This window comes from Pseudomonas acericola (SeqCode) (assembly GCF_053456465.1).
Window position 1 is genome coordinate 42,056 of the sequence record NZ_JBRFJB010000002.1, and the last position, 22,136, is coordinate 64,191.

Below are 22,136 nucleotides of genomic sequence, written 5' to 3' on the forward strand. Positions count from 1 at the left end.
GAGACTCAGTTGGTGTATTTATAGGCACAACGTATAAGGACAATAGACGACGGTGGTTGTTCTGAATCTTTCGAAGTAGGACAATTGTCGGCTTCCCGACATCATCAGCGATATTGAATGGCCTTCCTCGCACTCGGTATTAACCACAAGACTGCTTCCGTAGACGTGCGCGAGCGCGTGGCGTTCACGCCAGAGCAGTTGGTTGAGGCCTTGCAACAGCTTTGCCGGCTCACCGACAGCCGCGAAGCTGCAATCCTTTCAACCTGCAATCGCAGCGAGCTTTATATAGAGCAGGAACATCTTTCAGCGGATGTGGTGCTGCGCTGGCTGGCCGATTACCACCATTTAAGCCTCGATGAGCTGCGCGCGTGTGCGTATGTGCACGAAGAAGATGCGGCAGTTCGTCACATGATGCGTGTGGCCGCCGGTCTCGATTCGCTGGTGTTGGGCGAGCCGCAGATCCTCGGCCAAATGAAGTCCGCCTACGCCGTGGCGCGTGAGGCTGGCACCGTGGGGCCGCTGCTGGGCCGCCTGTTCCAGGCCACGTTCAATTCGGCCAAGCAGGTGCGCACCGACACCGCCATCGGCGAAAACCCGGTGTCCGTGGCGTTTGCTGCGGTCAGCCTGGCCAAACAGATTTTCAGTGATTTGCAACGCAGCCAGGCCCTGCTGATCGGTGCCGGTGAAACCATCACCCTGGTGGCCCGCCACCTGCACGACCTGGGCGTGAAGCGCATCGTCGTCGCCAACCGCACGCTGGAGCGCGCGAGCATCCTCGCCGAGCAGTTCGGCGCCCACGCGGTGTTGCTGTCGGACATCCCGGCTGAACTGGTGCGCAGCGATATCGTCATCAGCTCCACCGCCAGCCAATTGCCGATCCTCGGTAAAGGCGCGGTCGAGAGCGCGCTGAAGCTGCGCAAGCACAAGCCGATTTTCATGGTGGACATCGCCGTTCCCCGGGATATCGAACCCGAAGTCGGCGAGTTGGACGACGTTTACCTCTATAGCGTCGACGATCTGCACGAAGTCGTCGCCGAAAACCTCAAGAGTCGCCAGGGCGCTGCCCAGGCGGCCGAAGAGATGGTCAGCACCGGCGCCGACGATTTCATGGTGCGCCTGCGTGAACTGGCAGCGGTGGACGTGCTCAAGGCGTATCGTCAGCAGGGCGAACGCCTGCGCGACGAGGAACTGAGCAAGGCCCAGCGCTTGCTGGCCAACGGCAGCAGCGCCGAAGAGGTGCTGATGCAACTGGCCCGTGGCCTCACCAACAAATTGCTGCATGCTCCCAGCGTGCAACTGAAAAAGCTTACCGCCGAAGGCCGCCTCGATGCGCTGGCCATGGCCCAGGAACTCTTTGCCCTCGGTGAGGGCGCGTCAGATAGCTCTTCGGATAAAAAACCGCAATGAAAGCGTCACTGCTCAATAAACTGGACGTGCTCCAGGACCGTTTTGAAGAACTGACCGCCTTGCTCGGTGATGGCGAAGTCATCTCCGATCAGACCAAGTTTCGCACCTATTCCAAGGAATACGCGGAAGTTGAGCCGATTGTGACCACCTACGGCCAGTGGCTGAAAACCCAGGCCGACCTCGAAGGTGCCCAGGCACTGCTCAAGGACAGCGACCCGGACATGCGCGAAATGGCCGTGGAAGAAGTCCGCGAGGCCAAGGAAAAACTCGTCGCGCTGGAAGGCGACCTGCAACGCATGCTGCTGCCCAAAGACCCGAATGACGGGCGCAACGTGTTCCTCGAAATCCGCGCCGGCACCGGTGGCGACGAGGCGGCGATCTTCTCCGGCGACCTGTTCCGCATGTATTCGCGTTATGCCGAGCGTCGCGGCTGGCGGGTCGAGATCCTCTCGGAGAACGAAGGCGAGCACGGCGGCTATAAAGAAGTCATCGCGCGGGTCGAAGGCGACAACGTTTACGGCAAGCTCAAGTTCGAATCCGGCGCGCACCGCGTACAGCGGGTGCCGGCTACCGAATCCCAAGGCCGTATCCACACCTCCGCGTGCACCGTGGCCGTGTTGCCCGAGCCGGACGAGCAGGAAGCCATCGAGATCAACCCGGCCGACCTGCGCGTCGACACCTACCGCTCGTCGGGCGCCGGTGGCCAGCACGTCAACAAGACCGACTCGGCGATTCGCATCACCCACTTGCCGTCGGGCATCGTAGTGGAGTGCCAGGAAGAACGTTCCCAGCACAAGAACCGCGCACGGGCCATGTCCTGGCTGTCGGCCAAGCTCAACGACCAGCAGACCAGCGCCGCCGCCAACGCGATTGCCAGCGAGCGCAAGTTGCTGGTGGGCTCGGGCGACCGCTCCGAGCGCATCCGTACCTACAACTTTGCCCAGGGCCGGGTCACCGACCACCGGGTCAACCTCACGCTGTACTCCCTCGACGAGATTCTCGCCGGTGGCGTCGATGCCGTGATCGAGCCGTTGCTCGCCGAATACCAGGCCGATCAATTGGCGGCGATAGGTGAATAAACAGGTGAATAAATGACCATCATCGCTAGCCTGCTGCGCGCTGCCGACCTGCCAGACTCGCCCACCGCGCGCCTCGACGCCGAGCTTCTGCTGGCGGCGGCTCTAGGCAAGTCCCGCAGCTACCTGCACACCTGGCCGGAAAAAATCGTCAGCAGTGAAGATGCGCTGACCTTCGCCAGCTACCTGCAGCGTCGCCGTGGCGGTGAGCCGGTGGCGTATATCCTCGGCCAGCAAGGCTTCTGGAAACTCGACCTGGAGGTCGCGCCCCACACGCTGATCCCACGTCCGGACACCGAGTTGCTGGTGGAAGCGGCCCTGGAATTGTTACCGGCCACACCGACCGAGGTCCTCGACCTCGGCACTGGCAGCGGTGCCATCGCCCTGGCCCTGGCCAGCGAACGCCCGGCCTGGAAGGTCACCGCCGTCGACCGCGTGCTGGAAGCCGTGGCCCTGGCCGAACGCAATCGCCAGCGCCTGCACCTGAATAACGTCACGGTGTTGAACAGCCATTGGTTCAGCGCCCTGCAAGGCCATACGTACGACCTGATCATCAGCAACCCGCCGTACATCGCCGACAACGACCCGCACCTGGTCGCCGGTGACGTGCGCTTCGAACCGGCCAGTGCGCTGGTGGCGGGCCGCGACGGCCTGGATGACTTGCGCCACATCATCAAGGACGCACCAAAGCACCTGAATGCCGGTGGCTGGTTGCTGCTCGAACACGGCTACGACCAGGCCGCCGCCGTGCGTGACCTGTTGCTGAGCGCAGGCTTTGACGAGGTGCACAGCCGCATCGACCTCGGCGGCCACGAGCGCATCACCCTGGGACGCCGGCCGTGCTGACCGATCAGGAGCTGTTGCGCTATAGCCGACAGATTCTGTTGCAGCAGGTCGACATCGACGGCCAATTGCGCCTCAAACAGAGCCGCGCCTTGATCATCGGCCTCGGCGGCCTGGGCGCGCCGGTGGCGTTGTACCTGGCCGCCGCCGGCGTTGGCGAATTGCACGTGGCCGACTTCGACACCGTCGACCTGACCAACCTGCAACGCCAGATCATCCACGACACCGACAGCGTCGGGCAGACCAAGGTCGATTCGGCCCTGCGCCGCCTGAGCGCGATCAACCCGCAAATCACACTGGTCGCCCATCGCAGCGCGCTGGATGCCGATTCCCTGGCCGCAGCGGTCGCGGCGGTGGATGTGGTGCTCGATTGCAGCGATAACTTCTCCACCCGCGAAGCGGTCAACGCCGCCTGCTTCGCCGCGACCAAGCCGTTGGTCAGCGGCGCGGCGATTCGCCTGGAAGGGCAGTTGTCGGTGTTCGACCCACGTCGCGCCGAAAGCCCGTGTTACCACTGTTTATACGGGCACGGCAGCGACACCGAACTGACCTGCAGCGAAGCCGGCGTGGTCGGCCCGCTGGTGGGCCTGGTCGGCAGCCTGCAAGCGCTGGAAGCCTTGAAGCTACTGGCCGGTTTCGGCGAGCCAATGGTGGGACGCCTGTTGTTGATCGATGCCTTGACCAGCCGTTTCCGTGAGCTGCGCGTCAAGCGCGACCCCGGTTGCAGCGTGTGTGGGCCGCAACATGGTTAAGGACGCGCCAATCGGTGTGTTCGATTCCGGCATCGGCGGCTTGACGGTGCTGGACGAAATCCAGCAACTGCTTCCCCACGAATCGCTGCTGTATGTGGCCGACTGCGGGCATATCCCGTACGGCGAGAAAACGCCTGCGTTCATTCTCGAACGTTCGCGCCGGGTCGCTGAGTTTTTCCGCGAAAAAGGCGCCAAGGCATTTGTGATTGCCTGTAATACCGCCACCGTCGCCGCTGTGGCCGATCTACGCCTGGACTCGCCCGACTGGCCGCTGGTGGGCATGGAGCCCGCCGTCAAACCCGCCGCCGCCGCGACCCGCAGCGGAGTGGTCGGCGTGCTCGCCACCACCGGCACCCTGCAAAGCGCCAAGTTCGCCGCCTTGCTCGACCGCTTTGCCACTGATGTACGGGTGATCACCCAGCCCTGCCCAGGCCTGGTGGAACTGATCGAGACCGGCGACCTCAACAGCCCCGCGCTGCGCCAGTTATTGCAGGGCTATATCGACCCATTGCTCAGCGCCGGTTGCGACACCATCATCCTCGGTTGCACCCACTATCCCTTCCTCAAGCCACTCCTGGCACAGATGCTGCCCCCCAGCATCATCCTTATCGACACCGGCGCCGCCGTGGCCCGCCAGCTCAAGCGCCTGCTGGGTGAGCGCGATCTGCTGGCCTGCGGCAATCCCGAGCCTGCACAGTTCTGGACCAGCGGCGATGTGTATCACCTAAGAAATATCCTACCAACACTATGGAAATATCCCGGCGTTGTGCGAAGCTTCGGGGCGTGAAAATTTCGTGAAATGACGGCGTTATCGGCGGGAACTTCTGTCTACGCGCCGGCTTCTATTAGCGAGATGGCCTGTACACAAACCATATAACTTCGTCGGGAAAGGATGTTTCTTATGAAGCGCTTGTTCTGTTTGGCTGCGATTGCGGCCGTCGTTGTAGGACACTCCGTTTCAGCCCAGGCCGCTGGCCTGGAATTGGGGGTGGGGAGTACCAGCGATTCGACCATGACCTATCGGTTGGGGCTGACGTCGCAGTGGGACAAAAGCTGGTGGCAGAGCGATACCGGGCGCTTGACCGGTTACTGGAGCGGCGCCTACACCTACTGGGACGGTGACAAACGCGCGAGCGTCAGCAGCCTGTCGTTCTCGCCGGTGTTTGTGTACGAGTTTGCCGGGGAGACGGTCAAGCCGTACATCGAGGCGGGGGTTGGCGTGGCGGTGTTCTCGCGCACGCGGGTTGAAGACAACAATATCGGCCAGGCCTTTCAGTTCGAAGACCGGTTGGGCGTTGGCCTGCGCTTCAACGGTGGGCATGAAGTCGGCATTCGCGCCACGCACTATTCCAATGCGGGGCTGAGCAGCAATAACGACGGGGTCGAGAGTTACTCGTTGCACTACACCCTGGCGCTATAAATCTAAAGAACACTGCAAATCAAATGTGGGAGCTGGCTTGCCTGCGATGCAGACACCTCAGTGAGCCAGATGTACTGAGGTGATGCCATCGCAGGCAAGCCAGCTCCCACATTTTGATCAGTGTTGATCGAAGGATCAGCGATAGGCCGTCGCAATCCCCTGCCGTTCCTCCAGACACTCCGGCGCCCCCATCTCGAACTCCCGGCAAATCAACGGCCGCCTTTCATAGATCGTGCACATCATCGTGTCCCGATCCAGCGCCGCACACCAGCCGTCGTCGAGGCGCAGCATCACTTCGCCGCCCCAATCGTCGGTGTCGATATAACGCTCTGGCACGCCCGTGTCGGTGATCAGCATCACTTCCAACTGGCAGCAGCAGGCCGCGCACGTCGAGCAGGTGACGGCGGGTTCGGCGATTTGGGTGTGGGGGATGTTGGTCATAGGCGCGCAGTGTAAGGCAAGCCGGTGTTGCGCGTATGAATGCTCTGACGGACGTCAGTGCTCCAGTTGCCGTGCGACCCAGTGCAGGATCGGAAACAACAGGGCCCATAGCAACGCCAGGCCGATCACGGTGGGCGTGGTGCCGTAGCCGAAACTCACCCCGGCCAGTTGGCTGCCGGCGTAATACGACAGTGGCCCGCCCACTGCACCCAACAGGCTGGCACGCCACCAGGGCCGTGCGCTCCAGGCCAGGCAATGGCGCAAGGTGGTTGCCAGCAGCGCCCAGAGCAGCACCAGCCACAGCGGAATCAACGGCCCGGGCATGCTGAAATGAAACACGCCAAAGGTGCGTAGCGAAGTGTCGATCACCGTGCCCAGCAAAGTCACGGCGAGTATCATCTGCCCCTCGCGCGACCAAGAACTGATCCACAGCAGATGCACGGCGAGTGCCGCCACCGCCACCAGCAACCAGCGGCTGTTGCCGCCCAGCACGCAGGCGAACCAGCCGCACTGGAACAGCACGGCATTGGCCAGCGGTTTAAGCATCAAAACGCCCGAGCAGCGGCGGGTTGATCGCGGCGGGTTTGGCCAGCAGCAATTGTGCGGTACCGATCGTACGCTCCATAAAGCCCCCTTCGCAGTAGCACAAGTAGAATTCCCACAAGCGCAGGAAGTACTCATCGTAGCCCAGCTCCGCGAGGCGGCCATGGGCGCGGCGAAAATTCTCATGCCACAGGCGCAGGGTTCGTGCGTAGTGCAGGCCGAAGTCTTCCATGTGCATCAAGTTCATGTCGGTGTCGCGGCTGACGATCTCGAGCATCTTTTGCACACAGGGCAAGGCGCCGCCGGGGAAGATGTAGCGCTGGATAAAATCCACGTTGGTCTTCGCCTGCTCATAGCGCTGGTCGCGGATGGTGATGGCTTGCAGCAACATCAAGCCATCGCTTTTGAGTAACTGCGCGCATTGCTTGAAGTAGGTGGGCAGGAAGCGGTGGCCCACGGCTTCGATCATCTCGATGGACACCAGCTTGTCGTACTGGCCGGTGAGGTCGCGGTAGTCCTGCAACAGCAGCGTTACCTGATCACCCAGCCCCAGGGCGGCGATTCGCTGTTCGGTGTAGGCAAATTGCTCCTTGGACAAGGTCGTGGTGGTGACCTTGCAGCCGTAATGCTGCGCCGCGTACAGCGCCATGCTGCCCCAGCCGGTGCCGATTTCCAGCAGATGGTCACCGGGCTTGAGCGCGAGCTTCTGGCAGATGCGCTCCAGTTTGTTCAGTTGCGCCTGTTCCAGGGTGTCGTCGGCGGTGAGGAATTGCGCCGCCGAATACATCATGGTCGGGTCGAGGAATTCTTCGAACAGGTCGTTGCCGAGGTCGTAATGGGCGGCGATGTTTTTCTGCGAGCCCTTGCGCGTGTTGCGGTTGAGCCAATGCAAGCCCTGGGTCAGCGGGCGGGCCAGGCGCGCGAGGCCGCCTTCCATCGCGTCGAGCACGTCGAGGTTGCTGACCATCACGCGCACCACGGCGGTGAGGTCCGGGCTGCTCCAGTAACCGTGGATAAACGCTTCGCCGGCGCCGATGGAACCGCTGGCCGCCACCAGGCCCCATACGGCCGAATCGAGGATGTGGATTTCACCCAGCAGGTGCGCTTCCCGTGCGCCGAAGACCTGGCGTTCGCCGCCTTCGATCACCACCAACTGGCCGTGGCGCAGTTGGCTGAGTTGGCGCAGCACGGCCTTGCGCAGCAGGGCGCTGGTCATGCCGTTGACGTTCAGGCGATGGGTTTTGACCGATAAGCTAGGGGTTTTCATGGCGGCGATCCTTGGTATACCCGACTGCAGTACGGGAGGCGCCATCGGCGGCTCGGTGGGGGAAAATCGGTGTGCGTTTGAGCAACAGGCGCAGGGCCTGCCAGTAAATCGCGAGGCAGGTCTTGGCGGTCATCCACGGGAAGCGCCACAGGTAGCGGTGCAGGCTGGCGCGGTCGAGGCTTTCTTTTTCCAGGCTCAGGGTGGCATCGAAGACTTTTTGCGCCCCCTGCCAATCGGCCATGTGCACGCCGAGCCTGGCGGCGGGCGGGCTGAAGCTCATGCGGTATTCCAGGTCGCGGGGCAGGAACGGCGACACATGGAAGGCCTTGGCCACGGCGAAGTGCTGGTGCTCATCCGCGCCGAGGACCTGGGCCGGCAGCACGTAGTGATAGCGTTCGCGCCATGGGGTGTTGGTCACTTCACACAGGATCGCGGCCAGTTGTCCGTCGGCCTCGAAGCAGTAGAAGAAACTCACCGGGTTAAAAGCCAGGCCCCAACTGCGGGCCTGGGTCAGTAGGCAGATAACGCCCTGGGGCGTTCGCCCCAGGGCCTTGCCGACTTCCTGGCGCACGGCATCGCTCAAGCTCATGCCGCTGCGCGTGAATGCACGCAGGTAATCCTGCTGACGGAAACCAAAGGGCGCAAAACGGCTGCGCCCGGCCAAGGGCGAAAGCCCCAGCACGTGCTGTTCTTCGCTCAAATCCAGGTACAGCAGGCCGATGCGGTAGCGAAAGGCGTGAGCCTTGGGCGCAAACCGGCGATGGGCAATCCAGCCGCTGTACAGGGCGCTGTTCACAGGCGTTCCCCAAAGGCGTCGGCCACGCGCAGGGCACTGACCACACCGTCTTCATGGAAGCCGTTGGCCCAGTAGGCGCCGCAATAAAAGGTATTGCGCACGCCGGACACTTCTTGCCAGCGCGCTTGCGCCGCCACCGCCGCCAGGCTGTATTGCGGGTGGGCGTAGGTGTAGCGGGCGAGGACTTTCAGCGGGTTGATCACCGCCGTCTGGTTGAGGCTGACGCAAAAGGTGGTGGCGCTGTCGATGCCTTGCAGGATGTTCATGTCATAGGTCACGGCGGCCTGGCTCTGCGCATTGCCACTGAGCCGGTAATTCCAGCTGGCCCAGGCCAGTTTGCGATCTGGCAGCAGGCGCGTGTCGGTGTGCAGCACCACGTCGTTGTCGGCGTAGGGCAGGGCACCGAGGATCTCTTGCTCGGCCTGGCTCGGGTCGGCCAGCAACGCCAGGGCCTGGTCGCTGTGACAGGCGAACACCACGCGGTCGAAGTGCTCGACACCGGCCGTGCTGTGGATAACCACGCCAGCCTCGCTGCGTGCGACTTTATCCACAGGGCAATTGAGACGAATCTGTTCGCGAAAACCCCGGGTCAGCGGTTCGATGTAACTGCTGGAACCGCCCTCGATCACGCACCACTGCGGGCGGTTGCTCACCGACAGCAAGCCGTGGTTCTTGAAGAAGCGCACAAAGAACTGCAAGGGAAAACCGAGCATGTCCGCCAGGGACATCGACCAGATCGCCGCGCCCATCGGCACGATGTAGTGGCGGATAAATCGTTCGCCATAGCCGCCAGCCTTGAGGTAGTCGCCCAGGGTCATGTCGGCGCTGATGCGCTGCTCCTGCAGGTCCAGCGGCGCCTGGCGGTTGAAGCGCAGGATATCGCGCAACATGCCCCAGAACCCCGGCGAGAGGATATTGCGCCGCTGTGCAAACAGGCTGTTGAGGTTGTTGCCGTTGTACTCGAAGCGCTGCTGCTCGTCGTGCACCGAAAAACTCATCTCGGTCGGCTTGAAGCCCACGCCGACTTGCCCCAACAGGCGGATGAAATTGGGATAGGTCCAGTCGTTGAACACGATAAAACCGGTGTCCACTGCATAGGTTTTGCCTTCGACGCTGACGTTGACCGTATGGGTGTGCCCGCCGATGCGGTCGCCGGCTTCAAACAGGGTGATGTCGTGGCGACGGCTGAGCAGGTAAGCGCTGGTCAACCCGGCGATTCCGCTGCCGATGATGGCGATTTTCACAGGCGATCCTTCTGCGGTGGCGGGCTGCGCAACATGCGTTTGCCGATGATCAACTGCACGCGGCTGGGCAGTTTCGACAGCGGCCACAGGGTGGCGATAAACAGCGCGGGGAAGGCGATTTCCAGCGGGCGTTTGTCCAGCTTGGCGAAGATATGCCGCGCGGCTTTGTCGGCCGACCAGCTCAGGGGCATCGGGAAGTCGTTGCGGTCGGTGAGTGGCGTTTCGACAAAGCCGGGGCTGATCACCGTGACGTCGATGTTTTCCGGCGACAGGCTGATGCGCAGCGCTTCGAACAGATAACGCAAGCCGGCCTTGGACGCGCCATAGGCTTCGGCGCGGGGCATGGGCAGGTACGTCACGGCGCTGGCGACGCCGACCAGGTGCGGCGTTTGCCCGGCACGTAGCAACGGCAACGCGGCCTCGATGCAGTAACTGCTGGCCAACAGGTTGGTGCGCACCACGTGTTCGATGATCGACGAGTCGAACTGCCTGGCGTCCACGTATTCACAGGTGCCGGCGTTGAGGATCACCGTGTCCAGCGCGCCCCAGACCACGCCGATATGCTCGCCGATCTCGCGCACGGTCTGGCTGTTGGTCAGGTCGCCGGCCACCACCAGAACTTGCCCCGGATAACGTTGGGCGAGGGCTTCCAGCGGGCCTTTGCTGCGTGAGCTGAGCGCCACGTGGGCGCCGCTGTTGAGCAACTCCACGGCAAGCGCGGCGCCGATGCCACTGCTGGCGCCGGTCAGCCAATAACGGCGGGGCGGGGTGAGGCTCATGCCATTCTCCTTTTCAGCCAGCGGACGACGCGGCCGAGTACCGGCAGATGTTCGTAGAGCAACGCGCCGGCGTCGAAGTAGTCGCGATGGTGGTAAACCTTGTCACGCCACATCAGGTGCGAGCAGCCTTCCACGCGGATCAACTGGCCGTTGGCCAGGCGCGGGTGGCAGAAGCTCATCTTCCAGCGCAGGTAGCCTTCGCCTTCGGCGACTTGGTCGAAGCCGTGAAAGTCGAAGCGCAACTGACTGACATTGCTGTACAGCTCGGCAAAGTAGCGGTGCATCGCCGGCAGGCCGTGGACTTGATGCAGCGGGTCGGCGAAGGTGATGTCCTTGCTGTAGAGGTTATCCAGCAGTTGCAGGTTGTGTTTATCCAAGGTCGCGAACGCTTGGGCGAACCGGCGCAGGAAGTCACTCATGGATGCCTCCGGCAGCTTCGCGTGAGGGCAGGCTGCGGAAGGCGGCCAGGGCGCGTTCGCGGGATTTTTTCAGGTCGACGATGGCGCGCGGGTAATCCGCCACGCCGAACAGGCCGCCCACCGCTTCGGGGTTGTGCACTTCCTTTTTATTCAGCGCGGCCAACTCTGGCAGCCAGCGCTTGATGAACACGCCTTCGCCGTCGAATTTTTCCGACTGGCTCAGCGGGCTGAAAATCCGGAAATACGGCGCCGAGTCGGTGCCGGTGGACGAGCTCCACTGCCAGCCGCCGTTGTTGGCGGCCAGGTCGCCGTCGATCAGGTGGCGCATGAAAAAGCGCTCGCCTTCACGCCAGTCGATCAGCAGGTTCTTGGTCAGGAACATCGCCACCACCATACGCAGGCGGTTGTGCATCCACCCGGTTTCCAGCAGTTGGCGCATGGCCGCGTCGATGATCGGCAGGCCGGTGCGTGCTTGCTGCCAGGCGGCGAGGTCCTTGGGCGCATCACGCCAGGCCACGGCTTCGGTCTCGGGGCGGAAGGCGCGGTGGCGCGAAACCCGTGGATAACCCACGAGGATGTGTTTGTAGAACTCGCGCCAGAGCAACTCGTTGATCCAGGTGATGGCGCCGATGTCGCCACTTTCGAACTCGCCCCGGTTGGTTTGCAGCGCGGCATGCAGGCATTGGCGCGGCGATACCACGCCCGCCGCGAGGTACGCCGAGAGCTGGCTGGTGCCGGGCTTGGCCGGGAAGTCGCGCTCGTCCTTGTAGTAGCTGATCTGCTGGTCTGCGAAGGCGTCGAGGCGACGGCGCGCTTCGTCTTCGCCGGCGGGCCAGAGGGCGCGCAGGGTGTCGTTGGGCGTTTCGAAACCGTCGACGGTCTGCGGAATCGGATCGCTTTCAACGTTGAGTTTCGCCTGGGCCTTGGCCGTTGAAACCAGGCGCGGCAAGGCGCTGTGCAGGCGGGTGTAGCAGACCTTGCGGAACTGGCTGAACACCTGGAAATAGGTGCCGGTCTTGGTCAGCACGCTGCCGGGTTGGAAAAACAGCTGGTCGAGGTAGCTGTGGAACGTCACGCCGTCGGCTTCCAGCGCCTTGGCCACGGCGGTATCGCGGCGGCTTTCGTGAATGCCGTATTCCTCGTTGACGTGTACGGACTCCACGGACAGTTCGCGGCACAGCTCGCTCAGCACGGCAGGCGCCTGATCCCAGATCGCGGCGTGGCGGATCAGCAGGGGAATGTTCAACTGGCCAAGGGTGGTGCTCAGTTCGCGCAGGTTGCGCAGCCAGAAGTCCACTTTGCAGGGTGCATCGTCATGGGCCAGCCACTGTTCGGGCGTGATCAAGTAAACGGCCGCGATCGGGCCCCGCTGGCTCGCGGCGGCCAGGGCGGTGTTGTCGTGTAGGCGCAGGTCGGTGCGCAGCCAGATCAAATGCATTTAGACGATTCCACGCTGGATCAGTAGCTGGTGGGCCGACAACGGGTCTTCGGCCACGCACAATTGGGGGATGTCACCGGTTAATACGGCCAACTCGGCCTGGTGGATGCATACCGTTGGTCCGGCAATCAGCGTCGGGCACGGCACGCCGGCCAGCAGCTTGCCGAGTGCCGGCAGCTGCAACGACTTGCTCGAATACAGCAGCACGGCGCGCGGTTGCAGGTGTTCCACCGCCAACGCCAGCTCTCCGACCGGCAGCGGCCAGTCGAAGACTTCCACCGGGCAGTCGGCGCTGCTGGCCAGCCAGGCACTGAGCCACAGGTGCGGCTCCAGCGGCAGGTCAGAATGGTTGACCAATAGCAGCGGCGCGCCCTGGAGTTGGCGGTTGTTGTGATAGATACGCGCGCCGAATTTGCTGCGCAGCCACGAGAGGAAAAACACCCGCTCCATCTGCGCGCCGAACTGGCCTTGCCAGCGCTGCTCCAGGTCGTTGAGCAGCGGCAACAGTAATTGCTCGCACAGGGTGCGCGGCGGGTACAACGCCATGGCCTGGTTGAAGGCATCATCGACGCGGCGTTCGGCCAATTCGCTGATGGCCTGCAACAAGTTCTGGCGCAGCGCGTGCCACTCGTTTTCGACGGCGTCGGGGCTGGATTGCGCGGAGTCGAGCAGCGCTTTGACCTGGCTGACTGGCACACCGCGATTGAGCCAGGTGAGGATGGTGTGGATGCGTTGCACGTGTTCGGCGCTGAACAGCCGGTGCCCTTTGGGCGTGCGCTGGGGCACGATGAGGCCGTAACGGCGTTCCCAGGCGCGCAGGGTCACGGCGTTGACGCCGGTCTGGCGCGCCACTTCGCGGATCGGCAGCCAGCCGTCGGCGAAGGCTTGGGCGAGGTCTTCTGGGGGGGCAGCTTTCATGGGTTAGATCGCATTACGCAGGCTGAGGTTTTCCGGGTGCGGTTGCAGGTAGGCCTGCTGCGCGATGTAGCGGTCCGGGTGTTGGCGAAAGTGATGCTTGAGCAAGGTCAACGGCACCACCAGCGGCACGATGCCGTGGTGGTATTGGCCGATGACGGTTTGCATTTCCTGCTTGTCGTCGGCGCTGATGGCCTGTTTGAGGTGGCCGCTGATGTGTTGCAGCACATTGGTGTGGGTGCCACGGGTGGCGCACTGGGTCAGGCCGGTCATCAGGTCGCTGAAATAGCAGGCGGCCAGTTCATCCAGGTTGACGCCTTTGCCCATGTTGCCGAGCAAGTGGCCGAGGCGCTTGTAGTGCGCCGGGCTGTGGGCCATCAGCAAATATTTGTAGCGTGAGTGGAAGGCCAGCAAGCGGTGGCGGCTCAGGCCGTCGGCGAGCAGTTGTTGCCAGCTGGCGTAGACAAACACGCGGGTCAGGAAGTTTTCCCGCAGCACCGGGTCATTCAGCCGACCGTCTTCTTCCACCGGCAGGTTGGGATGCTGCGCGCAAAAGGCCTGGGCGTAGATGCCACGGCCGCCACCGTCCACCGGCGTGCCGTTTTCGCGGTAGACCTTGACCCGTTCCAGGCCGCAGGACGGCGATTTTTGCATGAAGATGTAGCCGCACAGGTCGGTGTGTTGCTCGGCCATCTGCTGGCCGTAGTCGTGCAGGGGCTGGGTGACGTTCAGCTCGTGGTGCACAGTGCCGACGGCTTGCGGGTGGGCGGGGTCGCCCACCAGGCGGATCGGTTCGCGGGGAATGCCCAGGCCGATGGCGACTTCGGGGCACAGCGGCACAAAATCGAAATAGTCGGCGAGGGTCTGGCTGCACAGCAGGGATTGCTTGTGGCCGCCGTTGAAGCGCACGTTCTCGCCGAGCAGGCAGGCGCTGATGGCGATCTTCGGTTTGGTGCTGGACATAGGCAAACCCCGGCAAGATTCCTGTACAAGATATTTATCTTGTACAACTAAATCTCATCATAGGCGCGGAGTTGTACAAGTCAAATTATTTGTACAGGTTATGCTATTGGGCTATTGCCAGCCGATTTTCCAGTCTTCGGCATTTTGTAGGGTTTGCCACGCCAGGCGCTGAGCACGGCGGGTCATCACCGCTTGCAGCTCGATATCCAGCACAGTGCCTTCGTCGTCGCGAAACAGCTCGGTCACCAGGAAGTGTTTTTCCTTGTTCCGAGGGTGCGCTGCTGTCCATTTGGACAGCAGCAGTTTGGCGGGGTTGATGCGGTTCATTGCAGGTGCTCGATCAAGCGTCGCGCCACTTCCTGGCCGCTGAGCCAGGCGCCTTCCACGCGCCCGGACAGGCACCAGTCACCGCACACGTACAGGCCCAGGTCGGCGTCGGCCAGCACGCCGAATTCATGGCTGGCGGACGGGCGCGCGTAGAGCCAGCGATGCGCCAGGCTAAAGGACGGCGCGGGCATGGCGCTGTGCAGCAGTTCGGCGAAGGCGCCGTGCAGGTGCTCGATCACGGCTTCCTTGGGCAGGTCCAGGTGGGCCTTGCTCCAGGCGCTGGTGGCGTGCAACACCCAGGTGTCGAGGGTGGCGTCGCGCCCCGGCTTGCTGCGGTTGCGGGCCAGCCAGTCGAGGGGGCTGTCTTGCACGAAGCAGCCTTCCATCGGCGTGTCCAAGGGCGTGTCGAACGCCAGGGCGATGGCCCAGGTCGGGTCCATCTTCACGCCTGCGGCGGCGCTGGCCAGCTTGGGCGCGGCCGCCAGCAGGGCGGTGGCCTGGGGCGCGGGCGTGGCGATGACCACATGGCTGAACGGGCCGTGGTTGCCGCCGTCGGCATCGAGCAGGTTCCAGTGTTGGGTGCCCTGGAAGACCTCGGTGATGCGGCAACCGAACGTCACCGGCAAGTCGTCGAGCAGCGCGCGGGTGATCGCACTCATGCGCGGTGCGCCGACCCAGCGGATCTGTTCATCGGGGGAGGGGGTGAGTTGGCCTGATTTGAAGTTGTAGAGTTGCGGCTTCCACTGCGCGGCCCAGCCGTTGCTTTGCCAGCGCTGCACTTCGTTGACGAAGCGCCGGTCGCGGGCGGTGAAGTATTGTGCACCCATGTCCAGGGCGCCTGCATCGCTGCGCTTGCTGGACATGCGGCCACCACTGCCGCGGCTTTTATCGAAGAGTTGTACAACGTGCCCCGCGTCTCGTAACGCTCGGGCGGCGGAGAGACCGGCGATGCCGGTGCCTATGATCGCGATGGGAACAGTCATGGGAGGCCTCGTTTTACCGTTGGGTACAGACTACGCCGACACCAATAGCTGTACAATATTGTTTTTTGGTATAAGTTTTGGCGTGCCTGTTCTATACGGTGTGACCTATGGTTAAAGCAGAGGCTTAAGCCAACGTTACGCCCGATTACAAATGATCCCTGCCTATAAAATAGACCAGTGATCGGCAGCGAACGTTACATGAGGAGCGTCCCATGCATATTTTGCTGACCGGCGGTACCGGCTTGATCGGCCGCCAACTTTGCCAACACTGGCTTGCCCAAGGTCATCGCCTGACCGTGTGGAGCCGCCACCCGGAACAGGTCGCCAAGGTCTGCGGCGCTCAGGTGTCGGGAGTCGGCCGCCTACAACAGGTTATCGGCCCGGTGGACGCGGTCATTAATCTGGCCGGCGCGCCCATTGCCGACCGCCCGTGGACCCACAAGCGCAAGGCGTTGTTGTGGAGCAGCCGCATCGGCCTGACCGAAACCCTGCTGGCGTGGCTGGACAGCCTGGAGCAGAAACCGGCGGTGCTGATCTCCGGTTCCGCCGTGGGCTGGTACGGCGACGGTGGCGAGCGCGAATTGACCGAAGCCAGCGGCCCGGTGCAGGACGATTTTCCCAGCCAGCTGTGTGTGGCCTGGGAAGAAACCGCCCAACGCGCCGAAGCCCTGGGCATGCGCGTGGTGCTGGTGCGCACGGGTCTGGTGCTGGCGGCCGAGGGCGGCTTTTTGTCGCGCCTGTTGCTGCCGTTCAAACTGGCGCTGGGCGGGCCGATTGGTAGCGGTCGGCAGTGGATGCCATGGGTGCATATCAAGGATCAAATCGGCCTGATTGATTTTCTTCTGCACAACGCACAGGCCTGCGGTCCTTATAATGCGTGCGCGCCGCACCCGGTGCGCAACCGCGAGTTTGCCAAGACGTTGGGCCAGGTGTTGCACCGCCCGGCGTTCATGCCCATGCCGGCGTTTGCGTTGAAGGTCGGGTTGGGCGAGTTGTCCGGGTTGCTGTTGGGCGGGCAGAAGGCCGTCCCCGAACGGCTGCTGGCGGCCGGTTACACTTTTCAGTTCACAGAGTTGCGCGCGGCCCTGGACGACTTGTCCAGCCGCCTCTAGCCATAGGATGTTGCATGACGGATCACGCGTTATTACTGGTCAACCTGGGTTCACCGGCGTCCACTTCGGTGGCCGATGTGCGCAGCTACCTCAATCAGTTCCTGATGGACCCTTATGTGATCGACCTGCCGTGGCCGGTGCGGCGCTTGCTGGTGTCGCTGATCCTGATCAAGCGCCCCGAGCAGTCGGCCCACGCCTACGCGTCCATCTGGTGGGAGGAAGGCTCGCCGCTGGTGGTGCTTAGCCGTCGCCTGCAACAACAGATGACAGCGCAGTGGACCCACGGCCCGGTGGAATTGGCGATGCGCTACGGCGAGCCGTCGATTGAAACGGTGCTGACCCGTCTCGCCAGTCAGGGCATTCGCAAGGTCACCCTCGCGCCGTTGTACCCGCAGTTTGCCGACAGCACTGTGACCACGGTGATTGAGGAAGCCCGCCGTGTGCTGCGTGAGAAAAAGCTCGACCTGCCGTTGGCGATCCTGCAACCCTTCTACGACCAACCGGAATACCTCGACGCCCTGGTGGCCAGCGCCAAGCCGCATTTGCAGCAGGATTACGATCACCTGCTGTTCAGCTTCCACGGCTTGCCGGAGCGGCACCTGCAAAAACTCAACCCTGGGCACACCTTCGACGGTGCCACCGATTGCTGCGCGAACGCCTCGGCGCAGGTGCGCGCCACCTGTTATCGCGGGCAATGTTTCAGCGTGGCGCGGGATTTTGCCGCGCGCATGGGCTTGCCGGAAGATAAATGGTCGGTGGCCTTCCAATCGCGCCTGGGCCGGGCGAAGTGGATCGAACCCTACACCGAAGCCCGCCTGGAAACCCTGGCCCAGCAAGGCGTGAAAAAGCTGCTGGTGATGTGCCCGGCGTTTGTCGCCGACTGCATCGAGACGCTGGAGGAGATTGGGGATCGCGGGCTGGAGCAGTTTCGCGAGGCGGGGGGCGAGGAGTTGGTGCTGGTGCCGTGCCTGAATGATGATCCGCAGTGGGCGAAGGCGTTGAATGCTTTGTGTGAAAAAGCACCCGTGTCGCTATAGCTGAAGCCAGTGAAGATCAACATGTGGGAGCGGGCTTGCCCGCGATGGGGGCGTGTCAGTCGATAGATTTGTTGGCTGATACACCGCTATCGCGGGCAAGCCCGCTCCCACATTAGCCTTCCTACATTTTTTGACCGGGTTACAGGTTTAGGGTCAGGCTGACCGTGAGATTGCGTGGTTCACCCGGGTTGACCCAGTAGCTGCTGTAGGACCGCTCGTAGTACTTCTCATCAAACAGGTTGTTGAGATTCAAGCCGACCGTCACGTTCTCCGTGGCCTTGTAATGCGCCAACAAATCCACCGTGTGATACGCCGGCAGCTCAAAGCTCGTACCCGCCTCACCGGAGCGATCCCCTACATAGGTAAACGCCGCGCCCACGTCTGACCCGCGCAACGCGCCGTCCTGGAATTCATACACCCCCAACAGACTGCCACTGCGCTTGGCCACGCCAAGAATCCGGCTGCCGGCGGGGATGGCCTTGTCACCCTTGGTCACCTCGGCGTCGATGTAGGCAAACGCGCCAATCACCCGTACGGCATCCGTTACTTGCCCGGTCAGTTGCAGGTCAAAACCCTGGCTGCGGGCCTTGCCCATGGCGCGGTTGAGGTTGGTGGCAGGGTCCAGCGTGAGCACGTTTTCCTTTTCGATATGGAACGCGGCAAGCGTGGTGCTGAGGCGGTCGTCGAACAGCTCGCTCTTGATTCCCACTTCATAACCCACGCCTTCTTCCGGCTTGAAGCCTTTGTTGTTGGCGTCCAACCCGCTGTTGGGTTTGAACGAGGTGGAGGCGTTGGCGAACACACCGACTTGCGGCGTTAGCTGGTACAGCAGGCCAGCGCGCTGGGTGAGAGCGTCGTGGGTTTGCTTGGTCGGCGGCGTGTTGCCGATATAGTTGTCGATGCGTTGTTCGAAATGCTCGAAGCGCGCCCCGAGCATGCCGCGCAGGCGGTCGGTGAAGACGATCTGGTCTTGCAGGTTCAGCGCGTGGCTTTTGGTCTGTTCGAAGAAGTCGGTGCCGCCGTGCGCGCCGTTGGGTTTGGCCTGGCCGTAGACCGGGTTGTAGAGGTCGATGGCGTAGGGGCTGCCGGCAATCGCCGTCACGCGTTCCTTCTTGCGGTAGTCCTCGTTTTCCGTGCCCACCAGCAATTCGTGCTGCCAGCTGCCAATGTCGAACAGGCCGCGCAGTTCCAGTTGGGTGATGCTGTCGTGCCAACCCATGGAGCGTTCGCGGTAGCGGCGATTGAGGGTGTGGCCGTCGGCATTCAGCGCGCGGTTTTCCGAGGCGTCGCCCCACAGGCTGCCTTGTTTGTAGTGGCTGGCCAGGCGCAGGCTCCAGGCATCGTTGAGGTGGTGTTCGAGGGCGGCCTGGAGGCGGTTGTTGTGGTTGTCGATGTCGCCGTCGTTGGGCTCGCCGAGGAAGGTGGAACGCGACACGCCGGGGGCGGCGACGATGCCACGGTCGAAGGTGGAGCTGTGGCGCACGAATTCGCTTTCGACGAGCAGGGTGGTGTCCGGGTCCAGTTGCCAACTGAACGACGGCGCGACGAACACCCGTTTGCTCTGCACGTGATCGCGGAAGCTGTGGTTGTCTTCCACCGCCAGGTTGACCCGCGACAGCACGTGGCCTTCGCTGTCCAGCGGGGTGTTGACGTCGAGGGCAGTGCGATAGCGGTCCCAACTGCCTGCGCTGGTTTGCAGGGTGGTGAAGGCCTCTGGTTGGGGTTTCTTGGTGACGATATTCACCGTGCCGCCAGGATCGCCACGCCCGTACAGGCTGGCGGCGGGGCCCTTGAGCACTTCGATGCGTTCGATATTGGCTGCGTCCGGGGTGCTCGGGTAGCCACGGTTGGCGCTGAAGCCGTCCTGGTAGAACTCGGACGTGGTGAAGCCGCGCACGCTGTACTCGTAAAGCGTCAGGCCGCCGAAGTTGTTTTGCTTGGACACGCCGCCGGCAAATTCCAGGGCGCGCTCGACGCTGGTGCTGCCTAGGTCCTTGAGCACCGTGGCGGGAATCACGCTGATGGATTGTGGGATGTCGCGTAGCGCCGTGTCAGTTTTGGTCGCACTGGCCGAACGGGTGGCGCGGTAGCCTTTGACCGGGCTGGTGGCGGACTCATAGGCGTCGCTGGTGACGCTGATGGTGTCGAGTTCCAGGGTGTTGTCTTCGGCGAAGGCGGGATCAAGCAGTAAACCCAGGGCCAGGCCAGCCAGTGGGGCAATTCTTCGAGACGGCATGATAGAGCGTTCCAATGTCTATATTGAAACAATATAACATGCCTAATGAGAATGAATCGCTATGAAATATACGCTTACAGGTACCCGCGAACGGGCACCTGGGCGAGGGCGTTTATTCCTCTTCTTTCACCGGTGCCGGCGGTGGGCGCAGGCCGATTTCCGCTGACAACTTGATCTCTTTGCCATTGCGCATCACCAGGATCGTCACCTTGTCGGTCGGTTTGATCCGCGCCACCTGGTTCATCGACTTGCGGCCATCGCCGGCCGGTTCGCCGTCGATGCTGAGGATCACGTCGCCCAGTTGCAGGCCGGCTTTCTGCGCCGGGCCGTCACGGAAGATCCCGGCGACCACGATACCCGGGCGCCCGGTCAGGCCAAACGACTCGGCCAGGTCCTTGGTCAACGGCTGCACTTCAATGCCCAGCCAGCCGCGAATCACCTGGCCGTGTTCGATGATCGACTTCATCACTTCCGTCGCCAGCTTCACCGGGATCGCAAAACCGATGCCCTGGGAGCCGCCGGACTTGGAGAAAATCGCCGTGTTGATGCCGGTCAGGTTGCCATTCGCATCCACCAGCGCGCCGCCGGAGTTGCCGGGGTTGATCGCGGCGTCGGTCTGGATGAAGTCTTCGTAGCTGTTCAGGCCGAGCTGGTTGCGCCCGGTGGCGCTGATGATGCCCATGGTCACCGTCTGGCCGACGCCGAACGGGTTGCCGATGGCCAGCGCGACGTCACCCACGCGCAGGCCGTCGGAGCGGCCGAGGGTGATGGAGGGCAGGCTTTTCAGGTCGATCTTGAGTACCGCGAGGTCGGTTTCCGGGTCGCTGCCGACCACGCGAGCCAGGGTCTCGCGGCCGTCACGCAACGCCACCACGATCTGGTCGGCGCCGGTGGTCACGTGGTTGTTGGTGAGGATGTAGCCTTCCGGGCTCATGATCACGCCCGAACCCAGGCTTGACTCCATGCGCCGTTGCTTGGGCCCGTTGTCGCCGAAGTAGCGACGGAACTGCGGGTCTTCAAACAGCGGGTGCGCCGGTTTGTTGATGACCTTGGTGGTGTACAGGTTGACCACGGCCGGCGCAGCGATGACCACCGCGTCCGCATAGGTCACCGGGCCTTGCACCACCGCGTTGGTTTGCGGTGCCTGCTGCATGTTTACGTCCAGGCTGGGCAAGCCCACCCACTGGGGATAACGCTGAATGATCAGCATCGCGATCAGCACGCCAGCCAACAATGGCCATCCAAAAAAACGCAGTGCCTTGAGCATCAAGTAAGTCCTGACAGGTTGCAGGGGGCGGGAGAGCGCCCATAATGTCGCGCATTATACGAGGCTGTGAGTGCCTTCGAACGGGATATTTAGGAGTCTTTTATGGCCGTTGCCCTGAGCACATTAGTCGATGAAGCTGACCGCTACCTGAACAGCTCCAAAATCGCCGATTACTGCCCCAATGGCCTGCAAGTGGAAGGGCGCCCGCAGGTGATGCGCATCGTCAGCGGCGTGACCGCCAGCCAGGCCCTGCTGGACGCGGCCGTCGAAGCCGGGGCTGACCTGGTGCTGGTGCACCACGGGTATTTCTGGAAAGGCGAAAACCCCTGCATTACCGGCATGAAGCAGCGCCGCCTGAAAACCCTGCTCAAGCACGACATCAGCCTGTTGGCCTACCACCTGCCGCTGGACCTACACCCCGATGTGGGCAACAACGTGCAGCTCGCCCGCCAGTTGGACATCACCGTCGAAGGCCCGCTGGACCCCAATGACGCCAAGGTCGTCGGCCTGGTCGGCTCCCTTGCCGAGCCGTTGTCGCCACGGGATTTCGCCCGGCGCGTACAGGAAGTCATGGGGCGTGAGCCGCTGCTGATCGAAGGCAGTGAGATGATCCGGCGCGTGGGCTGGTGCACTGGGGGTGGTCAGGGTTACATCGACCATGGGGTTGCGGCGGGTGTGGACCTGTTCCTCAGCGGTGAAGCGTCCGAGCAGACCTTCCACAGTGCGCGGGAAAACGACATCAGCTTTATTGCCGCCGGCCATCACGCCACCGAGCGTTATGGTGTGCAGGCGCTGGGGGACTACCTGGCGCGGCGGTTTGCGCTGGAGCATCTGTTTATCGATTGCCCGAACCCTATTTAACGGTCACCGC

General features: G+C 62.8%; 23 protein-coding genes. 9 read left to right on the top strand and 14 right to left on the bottom strand.

From position 1 onward, the window contains the following. The first annotated feature begins 117 nt into the window (after positions 1-117). From hemA to ACU688_RS06195, 6 genes are all read left to right on the top strand, one after another. The gene (gene hemA / locus ACU688_RS06170; protein WP_448184077.1) at positions 118-1,407 is read left to right on the top strand and encodes a glutamyl-tRNA reductase; all 1,290 of its coding nucleotides are present in this window, start codon (positions 118-120) and stop codon (positions 1,405-1,407) included. Beyond that, positions 1,404-2,486, top strand: coding sequence for a peptide chain release factor 1 (prfA, locus tag ACU688_RS06175; RefSeq protein ID WP_122489521.1), 1,083 nt, complete (start codon positions 1,404-1,406; stop codon positions 2,484-2,486). The genes hemA and prfA overlap by 4 nt, the downstream gene beginning before the upstream one ends. Before the next feature lie 12 nt (positions 2,487-2,498). Then, a complete protein-coding gene (gene prmC, locus ACU688_RS06180; RefSeq protein ID WP_448184078.1) occupies positions 2,499-3,329 on the top strand; it encodes a peptide chain release factor N(5)-glutamine methyltransferase in 831 nt (276 codons plus the stop codon). Further along, positions 3,323-4,078 (top strand): molybdopterin-synthase adenylyltransferase MoeB, encoded by a 756-nt coding sequence (locus ACU688_RS06185; RefSeq protein ID WP_448184079.1) that lies wholly within the window; start codon positions 3,323-3,325, stop codon positions 4,076-4,078. The genes prmC and ACU688_RS06185 overlap by 7 nt, the downstream gene beginning before the upstream one ends. Next, entirely contained in the window at positions 4,071-4,865 is a 795-nt protein-coding gene (gene murI / locus ACU688_RS06190; protein ID WP_448184080.1) for a glutamate racemase, read from the top strand. The genes ACU688_RS06185 and murI overlap by 8 nt, the downstream gene beginning before the upstream one ends. Before the next feature lie 114 nt (positions 4,866-4,979). Beyond that, on the top strand, positions 4,980-5,498 hold the full coding sequence (locus tag ACU688_RS06195) for an acyloxyacyl hydrolase (RefSeq protein ID WP_448184081.1): 519 nt from the start codon (positions 4,980-4,982) through the stop codon (positions 5,496-5,498). Positions 5,499-5,633: 135 nt separating this feature from the next. Here the strand turns inward: ACU688_RS06195 and ACU688_RS06200 are convergent, their stop codons facing one another. From ACU688_RS06200 to ACU688_RS06255, 12 genes are all read right to left on the bottom strand, one after another. Beyond that, a complete protein-coding gene (locus ACU688_RS06200; protein WP_071491045.1) occupies positions 5,634-5,939 on the bottom strand; it encodes a YkgJ family cysteine cluster protein in 306 nt (101 codons plus the stop codon). Positions 5,940-5,993: 54 nt separating this feature from the next. After that, positions 5,994-6,485: a DUF2878 domain-containing protein gene (locus tag ACU688_RS06205; protein ID WP_448184082.1), complete on the bottom strand. Its 492-nt coding sequence runs from the start codon at positions 6,483-6,485 to the stop codon at positions 5,994-5,996. After that, on the bottom strand, positions 6,478-7,749 hold the full coding sequence (locus ACU688_RS06210; RefSeq protein WP_448184083.1) for a class I SAM-dependent methyltransferase: 1,272 nt from the start codon (positions 7,747-7,749) through the stop codon (positions 6,478-6,480). Before ACU688_RS06210 ends, ACU688_RS06205 begins: the two co-directional genes overlap by 8 nt. Beyond that, the gene (locus tag ACU688_RS06215) at positions 7,736-8,545 is read right to left on the bottom strand and encodes a DUF1365 domain-containing protein (RefSeq protein WP_448184084.1); all 810 of its coding nucleotides are present in this window, start codon (positions 8,543-8,545) and stop codon (positions 7,736-7,738) included. The genes ACU688_RS06210 and ACU688_RS06215 overlap by 14 nt, the downstream gene beginning before the upstream one ends. Further along, entirely contained in the window at positions 8,542-9,789 is a 1,248-nt protein-coding gene (locus ACU688_RS06220) for an NAD(P)/FAD-dependent oxidoreductase (protein WP_448184085.1), read from the bottom strand. Before ACU688_RS06220 ends, ACU688_RS06215 begins: the two co-directional genes overlap by 4 nt. Continuing rightward, on the bottom strand, positions 9,786-10,568 hold the full coding sequence (locus tag ACU688_RS06225) for an SDR family NAD(P)-dependent oxidoreductase (protein ID WP_448184086.1): 783 nt from the start codon (positions 10,566-10,568) through the stop codon (positions 9,786-9,788). Before ACU688_RS06225 ends, ACU688_RS06220 begins: the two co-directional genes overlap by 4 nt. Further along, positions 10,565-10,987 carry a nuclear transport factor 2 family protein gene (locus ACU688_RS06230; RefSeq protein ID WP_448184087.1) on the bottom strand — a complete coding sequence of 141 codons (423 nt, stop codon included), beginning with the start codon at positions 10,985-10,987 and terminating at the stop codon, positions 10,565-10,567. Before ACU688_RS06230 ends, ACU688_RS06225 begins: the two co-directional genes overlap by 4 nt. Further along, positions 10,980-12,425 carry a deoxyribodipyrimidine photo-lyase gene (phrB, locus tag ACU688_RS06235; RefSeq protein WP_448184088.1) on the bottom strand — a complete coding sequence of 482 codons (1,446 nt, stop codon included), beginning with the start codon at positions 12,423-12,425 and terminating at the stop codon, positions 10,980-10,982. The genes ACU688_RS06230 and phrB overlap by 8 nt, the downstream gene beginning before the upstream one ends. Then, the gene (locus ACU688_RS06240; RefSeq protein ID WP_448184089.1) at positions 12,426-13,343 is read right to left on the bottom strand and encodes a MerR family transcriptional regulator; all 918 of its coding nucleotides are present in this window, start codon (positions 13,341-13,343) and stop codon (positions 12,426-12,428) included. A 3-nt stretch (positions 13,344-13,346) separates the two neighbouring features. Beyond that, on the bottom strand, positions 13,347-14,303 hold the full coding sequence (locus ACU688_RS06245) for a YbgA family protein (protein ID WP_448184090.1): 957 nt from the start codon (positions 14,301-14,303) through the stop codon (positions 13,347-13,349). A gap of 111 nt (positions 14,304-14,414) precedes the next feature. Continuing rightward, entirely contained in the window at positions 14,415-14,630 is a 216-nt protein-coding gene (locus ACU688_RS06250) for a TIGR02450 family Trp-rich protein (RefSeq protein ID WP_448184091.1), read from the bottom strand. Then, positions 14,627-15,613 carry an NAD(P)/FAD-dependent oxidoreductase gene (locus tag ACU688_RS06255; protein ID WP_448184092.1) on the bottom strand — a complete coding sequence of 329 codons (987 nt, stop codon included), beginning with the start codon at positions 15,611-15,613 and terminating at the stop codon, positions 14,627-14,629. The genes ACU688_RS06250 and ACU688_RS06255 overlap by 4 nt, the downstream gene beginning before the upstream one ends. A 212-nt stretch (positions 15,614-15,825) precedes the next feature. Here ACU688_RS06255 and ACU688_RS06260 point away from each other — a divergent pair, with 212 nt between their 5' ends. Further along, positions 15,826-16,725, top strand: coding sequence for a TIGR01777 family oxidoreductase (locus ACU688_RS06260; RefSeq protein WP_448184093.1), 900 nt, complete (start codon positions 15,826-15,828; stop codon positions 16,723-16,725). Between the two features lie 14 nt (positions 16,726-16,739). Next, complete coding sequence (hemH, locus tag ACU688_RS06265; protein ID WP_448184094.1) at positions 16,740-17,762, top strand: ferrochelatase; 1,023 nt, start codon at positions 16,740-16,742, stop codon at positions 17,760-17,762. A 139-nt stretch (positions 17,763-17,901) separates the two neighbouring features. Here the strand turns inward: hemH and ACU688_RS06270 are convergent, their stop codons facing one another. Together ACU688_RS06270 and algW are read right to left on the bottom strand one after the other, a co-directional pair. Beyond that, positions 17,902-19,998 carry a TonB-dependent siderophore receptor gene (locus ACU688_RS06270; RefSeq protein ID WP_448184095.1) on the bottom strand — a complete coding sequence of 699 codons (2,097 nt, stop codon included), beginning with the start codon at positions 19,996-19,998 and terminating at the stop codon, positions 17,902-17,904. A gap of 112 nt (positions 19,999-20,110) precedes the next feature. Then, positions 20,111-21,265, bottom strand: a complete 1,155-nt coding sequence (algW, locus tag ACU688_RS06275) for a Do family serine endopeptidase AlgW (RefSeq protein WP_017735177.1) — start codon at positions 21,263-21,265, stop codon at positions 20,111-20,113. A gap of 102 nt (positions 21,266-21,367) precedes the next feature. On the opposite strand from algW, the gene ACU688_RS06280 reads away from it, so the two are divergent. Beyond that, positions 21,368-22,126, top strand: a complete 759-nt coding sequence (locus ACU688_RS06280) for a Nif3-like dinuclear metal center hexameric protein (RefSeq protein WP_448184096.1) — start codon at positions 21,368-21,370, stop codon at positions 22,124-22,126. Positions 22,127-22,136 lie beyond the last annotated feature (10 nt).